The organism is Sphingobium agri (assembly GCF_023051225.1).
Lineage (GTDB): Bacteria > Pseudomonadota > Alphaproteobacteria > Sphingomonadales > Sphingomonadaceae > Sphingobium > Sphingobium agri.
Genome location: NZ_JALKHS010000006.1, coordinates 843749 through 864388, shown reverse-complemented (window position 1 = coordinate 864388; position 20640 = coordinate 843749). Strand labels below are relative to the sequence as shown.

Here is a 20640-nt window from a genome sequence, read left to right as displayed (position 1 = left end):
GTGCTGCTTACCACCGATCGCGCGGCATTTCGTGAGGCCCTGCCCCAAGGCGGGCGATTGCTCGGCATGGATGTCGGCACGAAGACGATCGGCCTCGCGCTTTGCGACGCTGGCTGGTCGATCGCCAGTCCGGCACACACCGTTTCGCGCGGCAAATTCAGCAAGGACAAGATAGCGCTGGCTGCGTTCATCGACCAGCAGCAGGTGAAGGGTGTCGTCATCGGCCTTCCCCTCAACCTCGACGGCAGCGAAAGCCCGCGCAGTCAGGCCAGCCGCGCCTTTGCGCGCAACATCGCCGACTTGAGGCTGCCGATACTGCTGTGGGACGAGCGATGGTCGACCCAGGCCGTCACGCGGACGCTGCTGGAGGCAGATGCAAGCCGGGCGCGGCGGGGCGAACTGGTCGACAAGCTGGCTGCAAGCTACATCCTGCAAGGCGCGATCGATGGATTGATGGCGGGCTTTTAACCGGGTCCGTCAAACGCGGAGATGATCGGGCATGGCCCATGGTCAGAGGCGTTGCATGCGCTCGACAGCCTGCGGAGCGAGTCTCGTGCCGCTTGAAGTTCGGCTATCTTGCGGTCAAGCGCCGCCAGCCTCTCGGCCGCCAGTTCCCTCGCGCGCTTTCGGTCCTGCCCCGCATCCAGCTGCAAAAGCTCGCCGATCTGCTCCAATGTGAAGCCTGCCGCCTGCGCTGACCTGATGAACTTCAATCGGCGCACATCCTCATCTTCATAGCGCCTTATGCCGGACGTCGGACCGCGCGCGCCGCGCTCCGGCATCTCCAGCAAACCGCGCCGTTGGTAAAAGCGCACCGTCTCGACGCCAACGCCGCCTGCGCGCGCCAGACCAGAAATCGTCATCGACATGCTTGACTCCGGACCATGGTACGGAACCCATATGGGGTGGAGAGTAAAACTCTCCAAGTGAAAGAGATGTCATGAGCCCCAATGCCGCCACGGCCACCCACCCCCGAAAAGCAGTCCTCTATCGCATGGTGATGCCGGGCCACACCTGTCCCTACGGCCTGAAGGCGCGTTGGCTGCTGCGGCACAAGGGATATGAGGTGGAGGATCACTGGCTCACGAGCCGGGAGCAGACCGACGCCTTCAAACGCGAGCATGACGTCAAGACGACGCCCCAGATCTTCATCGAAGGCAAGCGGATTGGCGGCCATGACGACCTCCGGCGCTTTTTCGGCATGAAAGTCGCCAACCCGTCAGATACCAGCTATGTGCCCGTGATCGCCGTCTTTGCTGTGGGCGCCTTGCTGGCGCTCGCGGTAAGTTGGTTAACCGCGATGCCGCTGGTCAGCGTCATGACGGTGGAGAGCTTCATCGCAATCACCATGATGCTTCTCGCCATGCTGAAGCTTCAGGATGTCGACCGGTTCGCGACCATGTTCCTGAACTACGACCTGCTGGCCCGCCGCTATGTGCCATATGGCAAGGCCTATCCCTTCCTGGAACTGGGTGCGGGCGTGCTGATGTTGACCGGTCTGTTCCATTGGCTTTCGATATCGGTAGCGCTGTTCATCGGCGGCATCGGCACGGCATCGGTTTTCAAGGCCGTCTATATCGACAAGCGCGAATTGAAATGCGCCTGCGTCGGCGGCAGCAGCAATGTCCCATTGGGTTTCGTGTCGCTCACCGAAAATCTGATGATGGTGTCGATGGCGTTGTGGATGCTGGCGCGCCTTTGAGGCTGGCGGCAAGCGGCGCGCGGATGGTCAGGCTTCCACCCAATGGGCTGACGCAATGCCCTGGGCATAGAGCAGCACGGACAGGTCCCCATGGACGATTTCGGCATGCGCCGCCTCGCGGGTCTTGGGCTTGGCATGATAGGCGACGCCCAGTCCTGCCCCCTGGATCATCGGTATGTCGTTAGCACCATCACCGACCGCGAGCGTCAGCGTCCGGTCGATGCCTGCTGCTATCGCCGCCTCCAGTTCCTGCAGCTTCCGGGAAGCGTCGACGATCGGCAACGTCACTGTTCCGGCCAAGGCGCCGTCGGCGATCTCGAGAACATTGGCTACCGCGTGATCAAAGCCGATTTCCTCGGCAACGGGACCCGTGAAGCGGGTGAAGCCGCCAGAAACCAGCAGGGTTTGAGCCCCCCTCGCCTTCATGGTGCGGACAAGGGCGCGCGCGCCGGGCATGATCTTGACCCGCTCCGCGCGACATCGATCGATCGCCTCATCCGCCAGCCCCTTCAGAAGCGCGACGCGCTCATGCAACGCGCCCGCAAAGTCCAGTTCGCCCCGCATCGCACGTTCGGTGATTTCGGCGATCTGCGGCTTGATCCCGGCATAGTCTGCGAGCTCGTCAATACATTCCACAGTGATCATGGTGGAATCCATGTCGGCGATCAGCAGCTTCTTCTCACGCCCTTCGGCAGGCTGAACGATCACGTCCACCTTGTCGCCAATTCCGGTCAAGACCGCGCGCGCGGCCACGGGATCGCTGCCGAAGAAGACGTCGGCAGCCTTGTCCTCGTCCAGCCACTTGCTATCCACCGGCGCGCAACCCGCCGTGGCGAGCCGGGCGACGGCTTCCGCAATATCCTCCTGACTCAAGGCAGCACTTGCCACTAAGGTCGCGACGAACATGGACACTCCTGAAACATCGAAGGGCGAATCCCGCCCGCGCGTCGCGCTTATTGCCGGACCCACCGCCAGCGGCAAGAGCGCGCTGGCGGTTCGGCTGGCTCAATCCGCCAATGGGATCGTCATCAATGCCGACGCTAGCCAGGTCTACGCCGATCTGCACATCCTGTCTGCGAGGCCAAGCGCCGAAGACATGGGGGGTGTGCCGCATCGCCTTTTTGGCCATATCGACGGAGCGGAAGCGTGCACCGCAGCCCGCTGGGCGGCTGAAGCCAGCACCGAAATCGAAAAAGCACATGCGGGTGGGCGCCTGCCGATCCTTGTGGGGGGCACCGGGCTTTATCTGCGCACGTTGCTCGACGGGATTGCGCCGGTCCCGGAGATCGATCCGGACATTCGCTCCTTCGTTCGCTCCATGGCCGTCGCCGATGCTCACGCCGCGCTGACGATCGAAGATCCGGCGGCTGCCGCACGGCTGGCACCGGCCGACAGCACAAGGGTTGCGCGCGCACTGGAAGTGGTGCGTTCGACGGGGAAACCGCTTGGCTTCTGGCAGCAGCACAAGAGAGGAGGAATTGGGGAGCGCATTGATCTTGCCCCCCTTATCTTGCTCCCCCCACGCGACTGGCTGATCGCGCGCTGCGACCGCAGGTTCGAGCAGATGGTGCATATGGGCGCGGTGCAGGAAGTCGAGGCCCTGCTTGCCCGCGACCTGCCCGCCGACCTGCCGGTGATGCGCGCCATCGGAGTTCCTGAGATCAGGGGCTGGTTGCAGGGCGAGATGGACCGCGAGACCATGCTGGAGAAGGGGCGTATCGCCACTCGCCAGTACGCCAAACGCCAATATACCTGGTTTTCTCGCCAACCTCCGCCGGCTTGGGCGATCGAACAGCGGAAGATTGATGACCAAATAGCCGAAGAACTTGTAATAAAGTTGCTCATATAGGTATTGACTTGCCATTTTATGTCGAATAGAGGCACCCACCTTGCCAATGCTCCTCTTGCAGGGCAGAGGGCGCAACCTGCATCCAGTGGAAGGATTTCATCGTGGCCGAAAAGAGCGGCGCGGACATTTTGGTTGAGTGCCTGATCGACCTGGGGGTCGAAGTCGTGTTCGGTTATCCGGGCGGCGCGGTGCTGCCTATTTATGACGCACTTTTTGACCATCCCAAGATCCGCCACGTCCTTGTTCGCCATGAACAGGGCGCGACCCATATGGCGGAAGGTTACGCCCGTTCCACCGGCAAGCCAGGCGTCGTGCTTGTCACCTCCGGCCCCGGCGCGACCAATGCCGTCACCGGCATCACAGACGCGCTGATGGACTCCATCCCGATGATCGTCATCACCGGGCAGGTGCCGACGCAATTGATCGGCACCGACGCGTTCCAGGAAGCGGACACGGTCGGCATCACGCGCCATTGTTCCAAGCACAATTATCTGGTCAAGGACCCGGCCAAGCTGGCGAGCGTCGTCCATGAGGCGTTCCATATCGCCACCACCGGTCGACCCGGCCCTGTCGTCGTGGACATCCCCAAGAACGTCCAGATCGCGACCGCGCCCTATGCCAAGCCGCTGGGTTTCGAACATGCGAGCTACAAGCCGCAGACGCAGGCTGATCCTTCGGCGATCGCACAAGCTGTCGAGATGCTGGCAAAGGCCGAGCGCCCGATCTTCTACACCGGCGGCGGCGTCATCAACTCCGGCACCAAAGCGTCCGCCCTGCTTCGTGAACTGGCGGAACTGACCGGCGCGCCCGTTACCTCGACCCTCATGGGCTTGGGCGCTTTCCCTGCTTCCTCGCCCCAATGGTTGGGCATGCTGGGCATGCACGGCACCTATGAAGCCAATTGGGCGATGAACAAGGCGGACCTGATCGTCTGCGTCGGGGCACGTTTCGACGATCGCGTGACGGGCCGCCTCGACGCCTTCGCGCCGAACAGCAAGAAAATCCACATCGACATCGACCGCAGCTCGATCAACAAGACGGTCGAGGTCGATCTGCCCATCGTCGCGGATGTAGGCAATGCGCTGACGGACATGATCACCGGCTGGAAGACGCATGGCCACAAGGCGGCGGACCTTTCCGAATGGTGGGCCCGGATCGAAGGCTGGCGCGCCCGCAACAGCCTGGCCTATCCCGAAAGCCGCGAAGAGATCATGCCGCAGGAGGCGATCGCCGAACTCTACCGCGCTTCCACGTCGGCCAAGGACGTCATCATCACAACCGAAGTCGGCCAGCACCAGATGTGGGCGGCCCAGCATTTCGGCTTTGAAGCGCCCAACAAGTGGCTGACCTCTGGCGGCCTTGGCACCATGGGTTACGGCTTCCCGGCCGCCATCGGCGCGCAGGTTGGCAATCCCGACAGCCTGGTGGTCTGCGTGGCGGGCGATGCCTCGATCCAGATGAACATCCAGGAAATGGGCACCGCGACGCAATACCGGCTGCCGGTCAAGGTGCTCATCCTCAACAATGAATATATGGGCATGGTGCGCCAGTGGCAGGAACTGACCTATGAAAGCCGCTATTCCAACAGCTATTCGGACAGCCTGCCCGACTTTGTGAAGCTGGCGGAAGCCTATGGCTGGACCGGCATCCGCATCGAGGGGCCGCAGGAACTGGCGGCGGGCATGCGTCAGATGATCGACACGCCCGGCCCGGTGATCGTGGATTGCCGCGTGGCGAAGCTTTCCAACTGCTTCCCGATGATCCCGTCGGGCGCGGCGCATACCGACATGCTGCTCGATCCCAACCAGATCGCGGGCATCATGTCGGACGAGGCAAAGGCGCTGGTGTGACGCAGCATCTGAAGCTCCGCATCCATGTGAGCGAACCCTTCGACTTTGAACGGATCAGCGGCACGGCCGAGCTGAAAGGCTGGACCGTGGATCACGCTGACCCGGAAAATGAAGCGTGGGAAGTGCATCTGGACGAGGGCTTCGATTTTCACGAACGCCATATCGGCCGCCTGCTGGTCAGCCCTCGCTATGTCGGCGAACATCTGACCCGCATGTTCGACGCGATCGCGGGCTTCCCCGTCCGCCTCGCCCATCGGGATGACGGCAGCTGGCACTATGCCTTCACGGGAATGATCTCCCAGCGCCACGAGCGCAAAGAAGAACCGGATAACGGAACGAGCATCTGATGCACATTCAGGAAGAATATAGCGAACGGCACGTCCTGTCGCTGACGGTCACCAACGAAGCGGGCATCCTCGCGCGCATTGCCGGCCTGTTCACCGCGCGCGGCTATAATATCGACAGCCTGACCGTGGCGGACATCACGCCCGATCATGCGATCAGCCGCATCACGATCGTCACCAATGGCCCGCCCAAGGTGATCGACCAGATCATCGCGCAGCTCGACCGGCTGGTGCCGGTTCACAAGGTGACGGACCTTACCGCCAACGGCCCCTTCGTCGAGCGCGAACTGGCGCTGGTCAAGGTTTCGGGCACCGGTGAGGATCGGATCGAAGCGCTGCGCCTCGCCGATGTCTTCCGCGCCAAGGTGGTGGACACGACGATCGAAAGCTTCATCTTCGAGATCACGGGCACGACCGACAAGATCGACAATTTCGTCGGCCTGATGCGCCAGATCGGCCTTGTTGAAGTCGGCCGCACCGGCGTAGTCGGCCTGATCCGCGGCAAAGAGCCGAACTGATAGAATTTCCCTCTCCCCTGCAAGGGAGAGGGCAGCGACACTTGGCGGCTGGCCGCCTAGTCGCAGCGGGAGAGGGGCCAGCGCCCTCACGGGAGCAAAGCCCCCTCTCCAACTCCATCTAGGCCCGGCTGCGCCGAGCCAAGATTTCGTATCCTCTCCCCGTGCCGGAGAGAGGAAAAGTGGCGACGGTATTGAGGGAATAGGAAACATGAAGGTTTATTACGATCGCGACGCCGACATCGGCCTTATCAAGGGCAAGAAGGTCGCCATCCTGGGCTACGGCTCGCAGGGTCACGCCCACGCCCAGAACCTGCGCGACAGCGGCGTGGCGGAAGTCGCCATCGCTCTGCGCCCCGGCTCGGCCTCGGCCAAGAAGGCTGAAGGCGCGGGCTTCAAGGTCCTGCCCAACGCCGAAGCCGCAGCATGGGCCGACGTCCTCATGATCCTGGCCCCCGACGAGCATCAGGCCGCGATCTATGCCGACGACATTCATGCGAACCTTAAGCCTGGCGCGGCGCTCGCCTTCGCCCATGGCCTGAACGTCCATTTCGGCCTGATCGAACCGCGCAAGGACGTGGACGTGATCATGATCGCGCCCAAGGGCCCCGGTCACACCGTCCGCAGCGAATATCAGCGCGGCGGCGGCGTTCCCTGCCTGATCGCCATCGCGCAGGACGCGACGGGCAACGCGCATGACATCGCCCTGTCCTACGCTTCGGGCGTCGGCGGCGGCCGCAGCGGCATCATCGAAACCAACTTCCGCGAGGAATGCGAAACCGACCTGTTCGGTGAGCAGGCCGTGCTGTGCGGTGGCGCGACCGCGCTCGTCCAGGCTGGTTTCGAAACGCTGGTCGAGGCTGGCTACGCGCCGGAAATGGCCTATTTCGAATGCCTCCACGAACTGAAGCTGATCGTCGACCTGATGTATGAAGGCGGCATCGCCAACATGCGCTACTCGATCTCGAACACCGCCGAATATGGCGACATCAAGACCGGACCGCGCATCATCACCGAAGAAACGAAGAAGGAAATGAAGCGCGTCCTCGCCGACATCCAGTCGGGCCGCTTCGTCAAGGACTTCGTGCTCGACAACCGCGCTGGCCAGCCCGAACTGAAGGCGAGCCGCATCGCCGCCCAGCGCCACCAGATCGAGGAAACCGGCGCCAAGCTGCGCGCGATGATGCCCTGGATCGGCGCGAACAAGCTGGTCGACAAGGAAAAGAACTAAACTTTTCAGCTTCTTCACGGCGCAAGCTGGGATCTCTGAGCTATTTTGGAGATTTCAGCCTGCGCAGGAATGAAGGAAGAAGCAGACAGCGCGGAATTCATATCGGTAACGCTCCGTTTCCGATTACGGCTATGGAACAATCAAGGGACGCCGCTATGGTAGCGCGTCCCTTGAACGCTTCTGGAGACCTGTCCATGCGCAAGTTCGTGATTTCAGCCGTTGCCCTGGCCGCCCTGACCGGCACGGCCCTCATCGCCCAGCAGATGCCCCCCGCCCCTGGCGCCAAAGACCCGTCTCGCGTCAGCGGAGGCACCTATCAGGTTGATCCTGGGCACACTCAGGTGGCGTTCGCCTATGACCATATGGGCTTTTCGAACAATTTCGGTCTGATCGCGCAGCCGACCGGTACGCTGACGCTATATCCAAAAAATGTCGCGGCGTCGAAGGTGTCGATCGACGTGCCCATCGCCAATCTGCGCACGGGCGTGGCCGCGTTGGACGAGCATTTGATGAAGGCGGACTTTTTCGACGCCGCTAAATTTCCAAAAGCGACGTTCGTTTCGACGAGCGTGAAGCCGGACGGCACCACCAGTGCCGAGATCACCGGCAATCTTACCATCAAGGGCGTGACGAAGCCGGTGACGCTAAACGCCGACTTTTACGGGGCGGGCAAAGCCCCAGCCATGGCTGGCGGTAAGGAAAATGTCGGCTTCGTGGCGACGACCACCGTCAAGCGCAGTGATTTCAACATGGGGTATGGCGTCCCCATGGTCGGCGACAGCGTCGAACTGAAGATCGTCGCAGCGTTCCAGAAATAGTAGCTGGTCGGGGTGTCGAGCTGCCACACTCGCCACCCCGATCGCTTGCCGAGAGGTGCGGGGATTGTCGCCGGATTTCAATCCGTAGGCAGCGTACCCGGCCGCGCATAAGCGAACATGTGCGTGACATAATCCGCTTTGCCGATGTCGACGCCCTGATTGCGCAGGATCGCATAGGCGATCATCAAGTGGAAGTAGAATTGAGGCAGCGCCCAGTCGCGGGCATATTGCTCCGCCGTCAGGTCGAAGGTCAGCCCTATCGGCAGGGCATGTTCGATCGGCCTCTGCTCATCGCCGTCAAGGGCCCCTGCCGGCAAAGCTTCAATGAGCGCGATCGTCTCATCGATCCTCGCCTTTGCATCCGCGATCGAACCAGGGTTGTCCCCGGCATTGCGGCCTTCGTCCAACAGAGCTTGTAGCGATGGAGGAAACTGCTCGCCCATAAGGCGGCAGACCCCTTCCCGTGCCTGCACGCAGGCAAAGCGGACTTGCGTGGACAATGGAAACATGTCGGACGCCAGCTTTGCCGACAGCAGCCGTTCCGCCTCCTCCCCCATCTGCTCCTGGGCCTTGGAAAGCCAAGCGGACAGAGTGGCAAGCATCTGTTTATAGGTAGGAACGAGTAAGCTGTTGAGTGACATGGCGATACCTTGATTGCATTCGAGGCGTGTTAACCCGATCTCTTACGACAACAAAAGCTGGACGAGCGCCATCGAAAAGGGTTAAGGCCGATCCATCATGCAGCGCGCGCTTCTTCCCCTGCTACGACTTACACGCCCTTAGGCGTGGTTTTTGTGCTGCTCTTCGCTTGAATGACGCAGCGATACGCCTAAGGGCATAATCAAGCAGATAGTCGTTTCACCGGGCCCGCATCGCGCCGCCCGTTTGCATAAAGAAGTAGCTTCCCATGATGCTGACCGACCCTTCGCAGAAATACCGCCCCTTCCCGCAGGTGGATCTGCCCAATCGCCAATGGCCCAGCGCCGTCATCACCTCCCCGCCGCGCTGGCTGTCGACCGACATGCGCGATGGCAACCAGTCGCTGATCGACCCCATGAACGCGGAGAAGAAGCGCCGCTTCTTCGACCTACTGATCAAGGTCGGCGTCAAGGAGATCGAGGTCGGTTTCCCCAGCGCGGGCGCGACCGAGTTCGACTTCATTTCCGGCTTGGTTCGCGAAGGCGCGATCCCCGACGATGTCTTTCCGCAGGTTCTGACGCAGGCCCGCGAAGACCTGATCGCGACCACCTTTGAATCCTTGACCGGTGCGAAGAAGGCGATCGTTCACGTCTATAACGCCGTCTCTCCGGCGTGGCGCAACATCGTGTTCCAGATGGACCGTCCGCAGATCAAGGACATCGCGATCAACGCGGCCAAGCTGCTGCGCGACAATGCAGCCAAGCAACCGGACACAGATTGGCATTTCGAATATTCGCCGGAAACCTTCTCGACGGCCGAGCTGGATTTCAGCCTGGAATGTTGTGAAGCGGTGATGGAGATCCTGCAGCCGACGCCTGAGCGCCCGCTGATCCTGAACTTGCCCGCGACGGTAGAGGCCGCGACGCCCAACATCTATGCCGACCAGATCGAATGGATGTGCCGAAACATTTCAAAGCGCGACAGCGTCGTCATTTCGCTCCACACCCATAATGACCGGGGAACCGGCGTCGCTGCGGCCGAGCTGGGCCTGATGGCGGGGGCGGATCGTGTCGAAGGCTGTCTGTTCGGCAATGGCGAGCGCACCGGCAATTGCGACCTGGTGACGGTCGCGCTCAACATGTACACGCAGGGTGTCAATCCAGGGCTGGACTTCTCCGACATCGATGAGGTCATCCAGACCGTCGAATATTGCAACCAGCTGCCGGTCCACCCGCGTCATCCCTATGCGGGCGAACTGGTCTTCACGGCTTTTTCGGGCTCGCATCAGGATGCGATCAAGAAGGGCTTTGCCTTTCAGGAAACGCGCAACGACCAGATTTGGGACGTGCCCTATCTGCCCATCGACCCCAAGGATCTGGGCCGGGACTATGAAGCCGTGATCCGCGTCAACTCTCAGTCCGGGAAGGGCGGCGTCGCCTGGGTCCTGCAGCAGGACAAGGGACTGAAGCTGCCCAAGCGCATGCAGGCGGATTTCTCGAAGGTCGTGCAAGCGCTGGCCGACCAGAGCAGCCGCGAACTGAACGCGTCCGACATCTGGACCGCGTTCGAGGATCATTACCGCCTCTCCGGCGACCAGCCCTACAGGCTGATCGACTATAATGAGACCGGCCATGCGGGCGACCGCATCTTTACCGGCAAGATCGCGCACAAAGGCGGCGAACGGTCCATTTCCGGGCGCGGGAATGGCCTGATCTCTTCGGTGCTGGCGGCTCTGCGTGACGATCTGGGCGTCGATCTGGAGGTCGCAGATTACAGCGAACATGCGATCGGCGCGGGAACGGACGTTGCCGCGGCAGCCTATGTCGAATGCCGCACGCCGGATGGCCGCACTATATTCGGCATCGGCACCGATACCGACGTGGCGACCGCATCGGTTCAGGCGGTGCTTTCCGCCGCGAACAGCGTGGCTGGGTACTGATGCACAAGGGCAGGCAGCAGCCGATAAACGCTGCCTGCCCTAGGACAGTTCGTCGGACGCGCTGAGATCGACCTCAGCATGACATACGGCTTCCACATTGATGCCGTCTGGATCGAGGATGAAAGCCGCATAATAGCTCGGGCCATAATGGGGCCTGAGGCCGGGGCCGCCATGATCTCGCCCGCCGGCCCTGAGCCCCGCTGCGTGGAAGGCGTGCACCTGCGCCCGGTTTTCGACGCGGAACGCGATGTGCGTACCCTCCCCCACCGCCTCGTTGTCGCCGATCCAGAAGAAGGGATCATCGTCCCGGCCGTAGCCATGCGCCTCGCCGCCGCTCGGATTGTCCGCAGCCGGGATGGCCATCAAATGCTGCAAGCCTATCGCCCCAAGAAGTTGGTCGTAAAACTCGCGGGATCGTCCAGCGTCACTGACCGCGATACCGATATGATCGATCATTTTACGCTCTCCTTTTGTTGCTGATTGACCTACAGGCCGTGCATCAACGCATGGACGGGAAAATGGACGAAGCGACGGGCCACCAGGTACATATTATCGGCGGCGGATTGGCGGGGTCGGAAGCGGCCTGGCAACTGGCGCAGGCGGGCGTGAAGGTGCGCCTGTCCGAAATGCGAGGCACTGGCGACATGACCCCGGCGCATCAGACCGATGGCCTTGCGGAGCTGGTCTGCTCCAACAGCTTCCGTTCCGACGATGCGGACAAGAATGCGGTAGGCCTGTTGCATCAGGAAATGCGGCGGCTTGGCTCCCTCATCATGGCGCAGGCGGAACCCGCGAAGGTCCCCGCCGGGTCGGCTCTGGCCGTCGACAGGCATGTCTTTTCCGAAGGCGTGACGCGCGCGCTTGCCGACCATCCCAATGTCGAAATCGTGCGTGAACGGATCGACAAGCTGCCAATCGAGGGCATGACGATCGTCGCGACAGGGCCGCTCACCGCCCCGACGCTGGCCGCCAGTATCGGCGAGGCGGCAGGCATGGATCATCTCGCTTTTTTCGATGCGATTGCGCCGGTGGTGCATTTCGACAGCATCGACATGGATAAATGCTGGATGGCGAACCGCTGGGACAAGATCGGCCCCGGCGGTGGAGAGGGCAAGGACTATATCAACTGCCCAATGAACAAGGATCAATATCAGGCCTTCGTCCAGGGACTGCTCGACGGGGAGAAGACCGAGTTCAAGGAGTGGGAGACGAACACGCCCTATTTCGAAGGCTGCATGCCTATCGAGGTCATGGCGTCCCGCGGCCCGGAGACTTTGCGGCACGGCCCGATGAAGCCAATGGGGTTGGACGATCCGCGCACAGGCCGCTGGCCCTATGCCGTCGTTCAACTGCGGCAGGACAACGCGTCAGGCACGTTGTGGAACATGGTCGGCTTTCAGACGAAGCTCAAACATGGTGCCCAGGTTGAATTGTTCCGCACAATTCCGGGGCTGGAAAAGGCGGAATTCGCTCGGCTTGGAGGTCTGCACCGCAATACTTTCATCCAGAGTCCCAAGCTGCTCGACACGACCCTGCGATTGAAAAGTGCGCCGCACATCCGGTTTGCCGGACAGATGACCGGGTGTGAAGGCTATGTCGAAAGCGCCGCAATCGGGCTGCTTGCCGGACGCTTCGCTGCTGCTGAGTTACTCAACCAGCGCATCGCACCGCCGCCTGCCGACACGGCGCTCGGCGCGCTGCTGGGGCATGTCACCGGCAATGTGGCGACGGCCGATTATCAGCCGATGAACGTGAATTTCGGCCTGTTCCCGCCGCTCGAGGACGTGAAGAAGAAGCAGCGCAAGGAGGCCTATACCGCCCGCGCGCGATCGTCCTTATCGCAATGGGTCGACGCGTTTGAGATGAACTGACGCCGCGCCGATCAGCACCGGCATTTCGTTGGCGCCTTCCGCTTGGGCGCCGTCGTCGCGAACTCTGCTGGCGTCAGCTTGCCGTCCGCATTCGCATCCGCTCCGGCAAAGCGATCTGACGTCGCGACGGCCCATTCCTCGAAGGAAAGCAGGTTATCCTTGTCCTTGTCGAGCGCTTTGAAGGCCTTGACCCGGCTGCCCAGCATCTCGACGCGAGTGATAAAGCCGTCCCGGTTGCGGTCATAACGGGCAAAACGCTTCTGCTCCCGGCTCTGCGGGCTCGCCTCTCCCGGCGAAGGGGGCGCTTTGCCCACCGCATTGGGATCCCCTTCCGGCAATGCTTCCAATGCAGGAGGAGGCGGTGGCGCCATCACGGCTTCCGGGACAGGCCGAGTGGTTGCGCGCCCCTGCCACCAAAAAAGTCCCCCCGCCACCAGCAGCAACGCCGCCGCAGCGCCCGCCATTATACGTGCCACGAAAATTCCCTCATCTTTCAGTCAGCATCAGCCATATCAGCCGCATGTAAAGCCGGAGCGTCAGCCCTTTGGGGGACGGTCGTCCTTGAACAATGTCGCTTCGCGCCAAGCTGTAGGCCAAACGCATGGGTCGCCATAGCCTCGGCCACCGCGGAGAGGTGGGTAGAAGCCGCTCCTTACCAAGAATGAGCGTTTGGGTCGCTAATCCTGGGTCAGTGACATGCCCTGCCAGATCCCACAACGCCCACACGGCCCCGGCATCGATCAACCAATTCGGGACCTCCGCGTCCCCTGCAAGAGCGTGGAACAAGCCGCCGCCTCTACCCGTCGCATAGTCGCCAAGGCTTTGCCGATCCAGCGCCTGCTCTACAATCAGCACCTCCCACCCATCCAGCATATCTAGCAGCCCAGGAGACCCAACAGCATCGGAACTTCGCAATGCGTCGAGAATGGGCTCGCCCTGCCCCTTGGTCGCGTGAGGATCGGAGATAGCCTCGTGCCACCAAGCCAAGCGCATTTGACCGATCAGCGGCTCCCTAGTCGTGCGAGCAATCTGAGCTAGACGCGTGTCGAAAGCCCACAGCAACTTATGCCGTGCCAACTCGCCTCCAGCCTGCGTCGCGAGCAACGTGGACAAGGGAGATAGCTCAATCATGTCGCGTCTGATGACGAGAGCCGGCTGGCACACGAACGAAATAGATCATCAGTTAGAGCCATTTTAACCAGACATCTCGTAACAGCGGCAACCAATGTGAGTGCATGAAACACGCTGGTTTGTTCCGTCAATGGTAGCCAGCATTAATTTGGGTGAAATATGGGCGTGGGTTCAAGCGATTACTCGGGCTTCATGTCCCGGTTGGCACATGACCAGAATGGCAACATCCTGGCAATGACCGCTGCGGCAGTCATTCCGATGATGGGATTGGTCGGCGGCTCGCTAGATGCCGCGCGGCTTTACACAGTCAAATCCCGGCTGCAGGCAGCGTGCGATGCTGGAGCTCTCGCTGGCCGGCGTGTCATGGGGTCGGGGAGATGGACCGACAATAATGGGCGCCCGAACACCACAGCGATCAGCACATTCGATCTAAACTTTGCTTCGAACTTCTTTGGCTCGGAAAACCGCACGCGCACCTTCACGGAAGCCGATGGGACGGTGACTGGATCCGCTTCAGCGGATGTGCCCATGACACTTATGCGAATTTTCGGCATCCCTACGAAGACTGTAAATGTCTCATGCGAAGGCCAAATGCGCATCCCGAATACGGACGTTATGTTCGTTCTCGATAATTCAGGGTCCATGAAGGAAACAATACCAGGAGATGCCACAGGCCTAAGAAAGATGGCCGGTCTGCAGCTCGCCATTCGGTGCTTCTACGAAGCTCTTTCGCGTGAGAATATCACAGATGTGAGTGCAGAACAGTGCGGCGCTACCAGCGACCCTACCGGAGACCTCTCATCCCAAGTGCAGTTGCGATTTGGCTTTGTTAATTATGACAATATGGTGAATGTAGGCCGGCTGTTGCCGAACGATTATTTTGTTGATCGTTGGACGTATCAATCCCGAGAGGCCACCACCGAAAATGTACACACTTGGACAGCTGGTACGCCTGCGACTCCCGACTGGACGCCAACATCATCGACCCCTGATAAATATTCGAACCCTGCGTTGTTCAGCAGCAGCTGGTCTGTAGTATCGGGACTGACAGTGACTCTGGCGGACGGTTCAACGTTGCCAAAGCAAGCGACACAAGCCGGGAATGAAACAGCTTGTGCCGCTCTAAACACATATGGCAGCTTTGACCGCTTGGTCGGTGTGCAGGAAACCTATGGCGGGTGGAAATCCATCACCTACACGCCGACGAATAATGATCCTCCAGTGTTCCCAGCTGTTCGCCAAGATCTCAGCGCCACTGGCGATAGAACGGCGACGGTAACACTCGCACTGCGATACAAATATTTCAATAATGGCTGCTGGATGCAGAAAGCAAATTTTTCCGGTACCAGTAATGACGCTAAATGGACGCAAACAGGCAGCGGCACGTCCCAGCGTACTATAAATTGGGCAACCCAGACGCGAATAGCTGGTTGGACGTACAAACCTCGCGAGTTTGATATTTCGGGGTTAAAGACAGCCACCGTATGGCCCAGAACCGTAGCTTTGGATGTAGGCGAAACATCCCGTACGGTCAAATTATCGGGCTCGAGTACAGACACAACAATTAAAATTCCTGCCACCATAGCAGCCCGGTGGGAAGGCTGCATTGAAGAGCGCAAAACCTTCAAAAATGTAGATGGCAACCCGGCTGACGACTGGTTGAATTACCCGTCTTCTCCTTCAGACGCCATTGACATGGATATCGATATCGTGCCGTCGACATGGAACGATGATACCCGCTGGAAACCAATACTTCACAATATAGTATGGGGCCGCAAAGAAACGCTCACCGATACCACATGGAGCGGCAACTACACTACCGCTTGGGTATCCGCGGCGCCTTCAATTTCCGGCCCCGTGAACACAACAAATGTCGGAAACAACAGCGGTTGCGTGACGGCATCCAGGAAACTGCAAAGTTATGATGGCCGCAACGGTAACCAGTCAGCCTCAGATTTCAGTGATTATGTTAGTACCATCGCACCTCATTACAACACCTACCATGATATCGGCCTGCTTTGGGGAGCACGTCTGATGTCCCCTACCGGCATTTTCAGAAGCGAAAATGAAACGACTTCCGGCGGTGCGCAAATTCAACGCCACATGATCTTTATGACCGATGGCGCAACAGCGAATGAGCAAAATAATTATGCGAGTTATGGCCTTGAATGGTGGGATCGGCGACAGGTAGATCCCAGCGGGCTCACTGAATCTCAGTATGAAGCTAAACTTGTGGCAAACAATAATGCTCGCTCAAACGCCCTTTGCACCGCAATCAAAAACAAAAATATCACATTATGGGTGATCTATTACGGTACGTCGGACACTGCCACCAAAACGCGACTAACCAATTGCGCAACCAGCGCCACCTACTTTTTTGAGGCAAAAAACACGCTGTCATTGATAGCGAAGTTCCGCGAGATCGCGGACCGCATATCAAACCTCCGGTTGACCCAATAGGGCTATGCTCATGAAGATGCTGAAACGCTTACACCGCGATCAAGAAGGCGTAGCTGCAGTCGAATTTGGCTTAGTGGCGTCAACCTTCCTTGTGCTCCTAATGGGGGGATTCGATCTTGGTCACACCCTGTACATGCAGGCAATCCTTCAAGGGACGGTTCAGAAAGCAGGACGCGATCTAACGCTTGCGTCTGCTTCGGCAGTCACTCAGCAGAACACGGTAGATATGCGGGTGCGTAACGCTGTGCGGAACATCAATAACAGCCTGGCCGATAGCGACATCGACATAGACCGAACTTACTATAGCAACTTCGCCAAGGCACAGGCGGCGCAGCCTGAAGATGCGAATGGCGACGGCGTTTGCAGTCCGGGAGAGGTTTGGATCGACCGAAATTTCAACAATGTCTATGATTCAAAAGGCGGTGCCGGGGGTCAGGGCGGAGCAAAGGACGTGGTGGTTTACTCCGTAACTGTAACCTACCCTCGCCTATTTCCAGTAGCTACCCTGATCGGCCTTTCAGAAAACGTAAAGTTGAACGCCACCACAGTGTTGGCAAATCAGCCTTATGGTGATCAGGAAAACCTTTCTGGCTCCCTGGACCCGAAGGACTGCGCGTGATGCAGGAAGGAATATGGAAAGTCATGCGAGTTCTTGCACGGCTTTGCCGGGACCGCACCGGGCTGGCGCTGGTGGAATTCGCCTATGCGACGCCTGTCTTGCTCATTCTGATCACTGGCGGAGCTGAGCTGGCAAACTACTCCATCACTTCCATGCGCCTGTCAGCTCTTGCACTACAAGTGGCAGACAACGCATCCCGGATTGGTGAAGGCGACCCGATGGCAGCAAAAAAGGTGTCCGAAGCTCAAGTAAATGACTTGCTGCAAGGGGCACTGGCCCAAGGCGGAAATCTGAATATCAGCGGAAGCTATTCGGAAAAGCAGGCGAGCGGATCGTTCGTGACGAAGAACAAGGCACGCATCGTGATTTCCAGTCTGGAGCCTGATCCGGACACGTCACACCCGGATAGGAATTACATCCATTGGCAGCGCTGCTATGGCCAAGCGATTGACTATTCGCCGCGATACGGCCGTCAAGGAGACGACAATCTTACTGGCATGGGCCCCACTGGACGTCAGGTTTACGCACCACCCGGCTCAGCAGTGATTTTCGTCGAAATTCATTATCGCTATGAACCGCTATTTCCGGTCCTGCGTCCCGGCATGTTTGGCGCGATGAATTATGGTGACATGAACACGGTGGCCGCGATGATGGTTCGCGACGACCGTGACATGTCTCAGCTGTACAACAACGAGATGGTGACACCATCCACTTGTTGAGAGAGCCTCACCGATAACACACTTTCTTAACCGCAGTGACGACGCGCGCGGCATCGATCAGCGCGGCCTTTTCCAAATTGGCGGCATAGGGGAGCGGTACGTCTTCGTTGGTGACGCGCAGGACTGGGGCATCGAGGTCGTCGAAGCCTTTTTCCATCACGACCGCGGCAATCTCCGACGCGATTGAGCAGACCGGCCAGCCTTCTTCGACCACCACGAGGCGATTTGTCTTTTTCAAGCTTTCGAGCACAGTCGCCGTGTCGAGCGGCCGGAGGGTGCGCAGGTCGATGACCTCCGCTTCGATGCCCTCTCCTGCAAGTTGCTCGGCTGCTTCGAGCGCGACGCCGACGCCGATCGAATAGCTGACCAGCGTTACATCCTTGCCCTCGCGCATGATGCGGGCCTTGCCGATGGGGAGGACATAGTCATCCACCTTGGGCACGTCGAAGCTGCGGCCGTAGACCAACTCATTTTCGAGGAAGACCACGGGGTCCTCCGAGCGGATCGCCGCCTTCAGCAATCCCTTTGCGTCCGCAGCGTCATAAGGGGCAATCACGATCAGGCCCGGAACCGACGCGTACCAGGGACCGTAATTCTGACTATGCTGCGCCGCTACGCGGCTGGCGGCGCCGTTGGGACCGCGAAACACGATCGGACAGCGCATCTGGCCACCGGACATGTAATTGGTCTTCGCCGCCGAGTTGATGATGTGGTCGATGGCCTGCATGGCGAAGTTGAACGTCATGAACTCGATCACGGGGCGCAGGCCGCCCATGGCCGCGCCGGTGCCGACGCCTGCAAAGCCATATTCCGTGATCGGCGTATCGATGACGCGCCTGTCGCCGAATTCCTCGAGAAGGCCCTGAGTGACTTTATATGCGCCCTGATATTCGGCGACTTCCTCACCCATGACGAACACGCGCTCATCGCGGCGCATTTCTTCGGCCATGGCATCGCGGAGCGCTTCGCGAACAGTCGTCTTCACATATTCCGTGCCTTCGGGAAGGTCGGGATCAGCAACGCTGGCCTTCGCTTCCGACGCGAGCTTGGAAGTTCCGCTCTCAGCCTTTTTCGGGGCTTCGGGAGCCGCTTCCGGTTTTGCCGGAGGGGCGCTTTCTTCAGCCTTGGGTGCTGCTGTGACACTATCGCCACCCTCGCCGGCCATCGTCGCGATGACGGTGCCTACCTTCACGCCTTCCGTCCCTTCAGGAATGACGATCGCGCCGATCTTTCCTTCATCGACCGCCTCAAATTCCATCGTCGCCTTGTCCGTTTCAATCTCGGCAAGAATGTCGCCGGAACGGACTTCGTCGCCTTCCTTGACAAGCCACTTGGCCAGCGTGCCTTCCTCCATGGTGGGGGACAGTGCCGGCATCTTGATTTCGATACCCATCAATATTGCTCCACCAGCACGTCGGTATAGAGTTCGGCCATGTCCGGCTCGGGCGAGGTTTCAGCGAAGTCCGCCGCCTCGCTCACGACCTTCCGAATGTCCTGATCGATCTTCTTGAGTTCGTCTTCACTCACACCGGCGTCGGCCAGATATTTCTTCACGCCCTCGATCGGGTCCGATTTGTCACGCATCGCCTGCACTTCCTCGCGCGAGCGGTACTTGGCAGGATCGGACATGGAATGGCCGCGATAGCGATAGGTTTTCATCTCGAGCAGGATCGGGCCATTGCCGCCCTGCACCCACTTAAGCGCTTCCTCCGTGGCGCCGCGGACCGCCAGCACATCCATGCCGTTGACCTGAATGCCCGGAATGCGGAAACTCTCACCGCGACGATAGAGCTGATCTTCAGCCGAAGAGCGATTGACGCTCGTGCCCATGGCGTACTGGTTGTTCTCGATCACAAAGATGATCGGCAGCTTCCATAGCTCGGCCATGTTGAAGCTTTCATAGACCTGACCCTGGTTGGCGGCGCCGTCGCCGAAATAGGCGACGCAGACGCCGCCATCTCCATTATATTTATGCGCAAAGCCAAGGCCTGCACCGAGCGAGACCTGAGCGCCAACGATGCCGTGGCCGCCAAAGAATTTATGTTCGACGCTGAACATGTGCATCGAACCGCCCTTGCCCCGGGAAATGCCAGCTTCCCGACCCGTCAATTCAGCCATGATGACATTGGGATCAATCCCATAGGCGAGCATATGGCCATGGTCGCGATAGCCGGTGATAACGCTGTCTTTGCCAGGCTGAAGCGCGGATTGGATGCCCACCGCGACAGCTTCCTGACCGATATAGAGGTGGCAAAAACCGCCAATCAGGCCGAGACCATAGAGTTGGCCTGCCTTTTCCTCGAAACGGCGAATGAGAACCATCTGCCGATAGAATTCCAGCAACTCTTCCTTCGTGGCCTTGTAATCCGAAGGAGTTTCGGGGCGAGGCCGGTTGTGATCCGCGCTGGCAGGGCTTTGCGCCTTTGCCTTTGCGCGCGAAGGACGCGGCGTCGTTGGTTTCGCCAAGGCTCTTATCCTTTTGCCTGGTGATGGATGGAAGGAAGCCCGATATAGCGACAGACATGCCCGGATTGCAACGCCGCAGCCCGCCTAATAACGCCCTGAAGCGGCGCGAATCAGTTGAGCGGCACGATCACTTCGTCATGGTGGATCACGCCGAGCTGCCGACGGATCAATTCATCGCTAAGATCAGGATCTACACGGCGCGGGTTGAGCAGGTCGACGCGGTTGCGAAGCTCATGCCGCTGCGCTTCGACAGATCGAAGTTCGCCTTGGGCGCGATGAAGCTGCCGGGAGTAATCGCCCCAGGCAAGAACACCGTTTGAACCAAGCACGACATATCCGGCAAAGAAAAGCAGCAGCAGGACAGCGATAGCAGGCCCGAACGCCGAAAATAACAACATGCGGAGCTTCGCGATGTGCGCCATGGAACAGTTGAATCACAGGCCGGAGCCGGCCGCAAGAAAAAACTCGTTAACTTGCGGCCGGTAGT

The 20640-nt window shown here is 59.7% G+C and carries 21 protein-coding genes; 13 read left to right on the top strand and 8 right to left on the bottom strand.

Annotation, left to right across the window (positions count from 1 at the left end):
* Window positions 1-3 precede the first annotated feature (3 nt).
* A complete protein-coding gene (ruvX, locus tag MU848_RS07490; RefSeq protein ID WP_097092785.1) occupies window positions 4-468 on the top strand; it encodes a Holliday junction resolvase RuvX in 465 nt (154 codons plus the stop codon).
* On the opposite strand, the gene MU848_RS07485 is transcribed toward ruvX, so the two are convergent.
* Window positions 465-869: a MerR family transcriptional regulator gene (locus tag MU848_RS07485; protein WP_247231040.1), complete on the bottom strand. Its 405-nt coding sequence runs from the start codon at window positions 867-869 to the stop codon at window positions 465-467. The genes ruvX and MU848_RS07485 overlap by 4 nt on opposite strands.
* Window positions 870-940: 71 nt before the next feature.
* On the opposite strand from MU848_RS07485, the gene MU848_RS07480 reads away from it, so the two are divergent.
* Window positions 941-1702: a MauE/DoxX family redox-associated membrane protein gene (locus MU848_RS07480; RefSeq protein WP_247231039.1), complete on the top strand. Its 762-nt coding sequence runs from the start codon at window positions 941-943 to the stop codon at window positions 1700-1702.
* Window positions 1703-1729: 27 nt separating this feature from the next.
* Here the strand turns inward: MU848_RS07480 and serB are convergent, their stop codons facing one another.
* Window positions 1730-2608: a phosphoserine phosphatase SerB gene (gene serB, locus MU848_RS07475; RefSeq protein WP_247231038.1), complete on the bottom strand. Its 879-nt coding sequence runs from the start codon at window positions 2606-2608 to the stop codon at window positions 1730-1732.
* Here serB and miaA point away from each other — a divergent pair.
* From miaA to MU848_RS07445, 6 genes are all read left to right on the top strand, one after another.
* Window positions 2607-3551 carry a tRNA (adenosine(37)-N6)-dimethylallyltransferase MiaA gene (gene miaA / locus MU848_RS07470; protein WP_247231037.1) on the top strand — a complete coding sequence of 315 codons (945 nt, stop codon included), beginning with the start codon at window positions 2607-2609 and terminating at the stop codon, window positions 3549-3551. The genes serB and miaA overlap by 2 nt on opposite strands.
* Window positions 3552-3652: 101 nt before the next feature.
* On the top strand, window positions 3653-5401 hold the full coding sequence (locus MU848_RS07465; protein ID WP_247231036.1) for an acetolactate synthase 3 large subunit: 1749 nt from the start codon (window positions 3653-3655) through the stop codon (window positions 5399-5401).
* Window positions 5398-5748 carry a hypothetical protein gene (locus MU848_RS07460; protein WP_097091646.1) on the top strand — a complete coding sequence of 117 codons (351 nt, stop codon included), beginning with the start codon at window positions 5398-5400 and terminating at the stop codon, window positions 5746-5748. Before MU848_RS07465 ends, MU848_RS07460 begins: the two co-directional genes overlap by 4 nt.
* Window positions 5748-6263, top strand: a complete 516-nt coding sequence (gene ilvN, locus MU848_RS07455) for an acetolactate synthase small subunit (protein ID WP_066523989.1) — start codon at window positions 5748-5750, stop codon at window positions 6261-6263. Before MU848_RS07460 ends, ilvN begins: the two co-directional genes overlap by 1 nt.
* A gap of 208 nt (window positions 6264-6471) precedes the next feature.
* Window positions 6472-7491, top strand: a complete 1020-nt coding sequence (gene ilvC / locus MU848_RS07450; protein ID WP_247231035.1) for a ketol-acid reductoisomerase — start codon at window positions 6472-6474, stop codon at window positions 7489-7491.
* A gap of 194 nt (window positions 7492-7685) precedes the next feature.
* On the top strand, window positions 7686-8309 hold the full coding sequence (locus tag MU848_RS07445) for a YceI family protein (protein ID WP_247231034.1): 624 nt from the start codon (window positions 7686-7688) through the stop codon (window positions 8307-8309).
* Window positions 8310-8386: 77 nt separating this feature from the next.
* Here MU848_RS07445 and MU848_RS07440 read toward each other — a convergent pair whose 3' ends face one another.
* Window positions 8387-8950 (bottom strand): DUF1993 domain-containing protein, encoded by a 564-nt coding sequence (locus tag MU848_RS07440; protein WP_247231033.1) that lies wholly within the window; start codon window positions 8948-8950, stop codon window positions 8387-8389.
* Between the two features lie 266 nt (window positions 8951-9216).
* Here MU848_RS07440 and leuA point away from each other — a divergent pair, with 266 nt between their 5' ends.
* Window positions 9217-10887: a 2-isopropylmalate synthase gene (leuA, locus tag MU848_RS07435; RefSeq protein WP_247231032.1), complete on the top strand. Its 1671-nt coding sequence runs from the start codon at window positions 9217-9219 to the stop codon at window positions 10885-10887.
* A 39-nt stretch (window positions 10888-10926) separates the two neighbouring features.
* Here leuA and MU848_RS07430 read toward each other — a convergent pair whose 3' ends face one another.
* On the bottom strand, window positions 10927-11343 hold the full coding sequence (locus MU848_RS07430) for a VOC family protein (protein WP_247231031.1): 417 nt from the start codon (window positions 11341-11343) through the stop codon (window positions 10927-10929).
* A 62-nt stretch (window positions 11344-11405) separates the two neighbouring features.
* Here MU848_RS07430 and trmFO point away from each other — a divergent pair, with 62 nt between their 5' ends.
* Window positions 11406-12758: a methylenetetrahydrofolate--tRNA-(uracil(54)-C(5))-methyltransferase (FADH(2)-oxidizing) TrmFO gene (gene trmFO / locus MU848_RS07425; RefSeq protein ID WP_247231030.1), complete on the top strand. Its 1353-nt coding sequence runs from the start codon at window positions 11406-11408 to the stop codon at window positions 12756-12758.
* 11 nt (window positions 12759-12769) lie between these two features.
* Here trmFO and MU848_RS07420 read toward each other — a convergent pair whose 3' ends face one another.
* Complete coding sequence (locus tag MU848_RS07420) at window positions 12770-13234, bottom strand: EF-hand domain-containing protein (protein ID WP_097091650.1); 465 nt, start codon at window positions 13232-13234, stop codon at window positions 12770-12772.
* 820 nt (window positions 13235-14054) lie between these two features.
* On the opposite strand from MU848_RS07420, the gene MU848_RS07410 reads away from it, so the two are divergent.
* From MU848_RS07410 to MU848_RS07400, 3 genes are read left to right on the top strand one after another with little or no spacing between them, the layout of a single operon-like run.
* The gene (locus tag MU848_RS07410; RefSeq protein WP_247231028.1) at window positions 14055-16349 is read left to right on the top strand and encodes a TadE/TadG family type IV pilus assembly protein; all 2295 of its coding nucleotides are present in this window, start codon (window positions 14055-14057) and stop codon (window positions 16347-16349) included.
* A gap of 10 nt (window positions 16350-16359) precedes the next feature.
* Window positions 16360-16968 (top strand): TadE/TadG family type IV pilus assembly protein, encoded by a 609-nt coding sequence (locus MU848_RS07405; RefSeq protein ID WP_247231027.1) that lies wholly within the window; start codon window positions 16360-16362, stop codon window positions 16966-16968.
* Window positions 16968-17687, top strand: coding sequence for a TadE/TadG family type IV pilus assembly protein (locus MU848_RS07400; protein WP_247231715.1), 720 nt, complete (start codon window positions 16968-16970; stop codon window positions 17685-17687). Before MU848_RS07405 ends, MU848_RS07400 begins: the two co-directional genes overlap by 1 nt.
* Before the next feature lie 7 nt (window positions 17688-17694).
* On the opposite strand, the gene MU848_RS07395 is transcribed toward MU848_RS07400, so the two are convergent.
* The 3 genes from MU848_RS07395 to MU848_RS07385 all read right to left on the bottom strand — a co-directional run bounded on the left by MU848_RS07395 (window position 17695) and on the right by MU848_RS07385 (window position 20575).
* Window positions 17695-19080 carry a pyruvate dehydrogenase complex E1 component subunit beta gene (locus tag MU848_RS07395; RefSeq protein ID WP_247231026.1) on the bottom strand — a complete coding sequence of 462 codons (1386 nt, stop codon included), beginning with the start codon at window positions 19078-19080 and terminating at the stop codon, window positions 17695-17697.
* On the bottom strand, window positions 19080-20153 hold the full coding sequence (gene pdhA, locus MU848_RS07390; protein WP_097091655.1) for a pyruvate dehydrogenase (acetyl-transferring) E1 component subunit alpha: 1074 nt from the start codon (window positions 20151-20153) through the stop codon (window positions 19080-19082). The genes MU848_RS07395 and pdhA overlap by 1 nt, the downstream gene beginning before the upstream one ends.
* Before the next feature lie 110 nt (window positions 20154-20263).
* A complete protein-coding gene (locus MU848_RS07385) occupies window positions 20264-20575 on the bottom strand; it encodes an FtsB family cell division protein (RefSeq protein WP_097091656.1) in 312 nt (103 codons plus the stop codon).
* Window positions 20576-20640: the final 65 nt, after the last annotated feature.

What these genes read in the sequence shown, in the direction of transcription:
- ilvC (WP_247231035.1), top strand. Translation starts at nt 6,472, where the DNA reads ATGAAGGTTTATTACGATCGCGACGCCGACATCGGCCTTATCAAGGGC.
- MU848_RS07395 (WP_247231026.1), bottom strand. Translation starts at nt 19,080, where the DNA reads ATGGGTATCGAAATCAAGATGCCGGCACTGTCCCCCACCATGGAGGAA.
- MU848_RS07485 (WP_247231040.1), bottom strand. Translation starts at nt 869, where the DNA reads ATGTCGATGACGATTTCTGGTCTGGCGCGCGCAGGCGGCGTTGGCGTC.
- MU848_RS07430 (WP_247231031.1), bottom strand. Translation starts at nt 11,343, where the DNA reads ATGATCGATCATATCGGTATCGCGGTCAGTGACGCTGGACGATCCCGC.
- ilvN (WP_066523989.1), top strand. Translation starts at nt 5,748, where the DNA reads ATGCACATTCAGGAAGAATATAGCGAACGGCACGTCCTGTCGCTGACG.
- MU848_RS07400 (WP_247231715.1), top strand. Translation starts at nt 16,968, where the DNA reads ATGCAGGAAGGAATATGGAAAGTCATGCGAGTTCTTGCACGGCTTTGC.
- MU848_RS07440 (WP_247231033.1), bottom strand. Translation starts at nt 8,950, where the DNA reads ATGTCACTCAACAGCTTACTCGTTCCTACCTATAAACAGATGCTTGCC.
- MU848_RS07445 (WP_247231034.1), top strand. Translation starts at nt 7,686, where the DNA reads ATGCGCAAGTTCGTGATTTCAGCCGTTGCCCTGGCCGCCCTGACCGGC.
- leuA (WP_247231032.1), top strand. Translation starts at nt 9,217, where the DNA reads ATGATGCTGACCGACCCTTCGCAGAAATACCGCCCCTTCCCGCAGGTG.
- miaA (WP_247231037.1), top strand. Translation starts at nt 2,607, where the DNA reads ATGGACACTCCTGAAACATCGAAGGGCGAATCCCGCCCGCGCGTCGCG.
- MU848_RS07385 (WP_097091656.1), bottom strand. Translation starts at nt 20,575, where the DNA reads ATGGCGCACATCGCGAAGCTCCGCATGTTGTTATTTTCGGCGTTCGGG.
- serB (WP_247231038.1), bottom strand. Translation starts at nt 2,608, where the DNA reads ATGTTCGTCGCGACCTTAGTGGCAAGTGCTGCCTTGAGTCAGGAGGAT.
- MU848_RS07480 (WP_247231039.1), top strand. Translation starts at nt 941, where the DNA reads ATGAGCCCCAATGCCGCCACGGCCACCCACCCCCGAAAAGCAGTCCTC.
- trmFO (WP_247231030.1), top strand. Translation starts at nt 11,406, where the DNA reads ATGGACGAAGCGACGGGCCACCAGGTACATATTATCGGCGGCGGATTG.
- MU848_RS07405 (WP_247231027.1), top strand. Translation starts at nt 16,360, where the DNA reads ATGAAGATGCTGAAACGCTTACACCGCGATCAAGAAGGCGTAGCTGCA.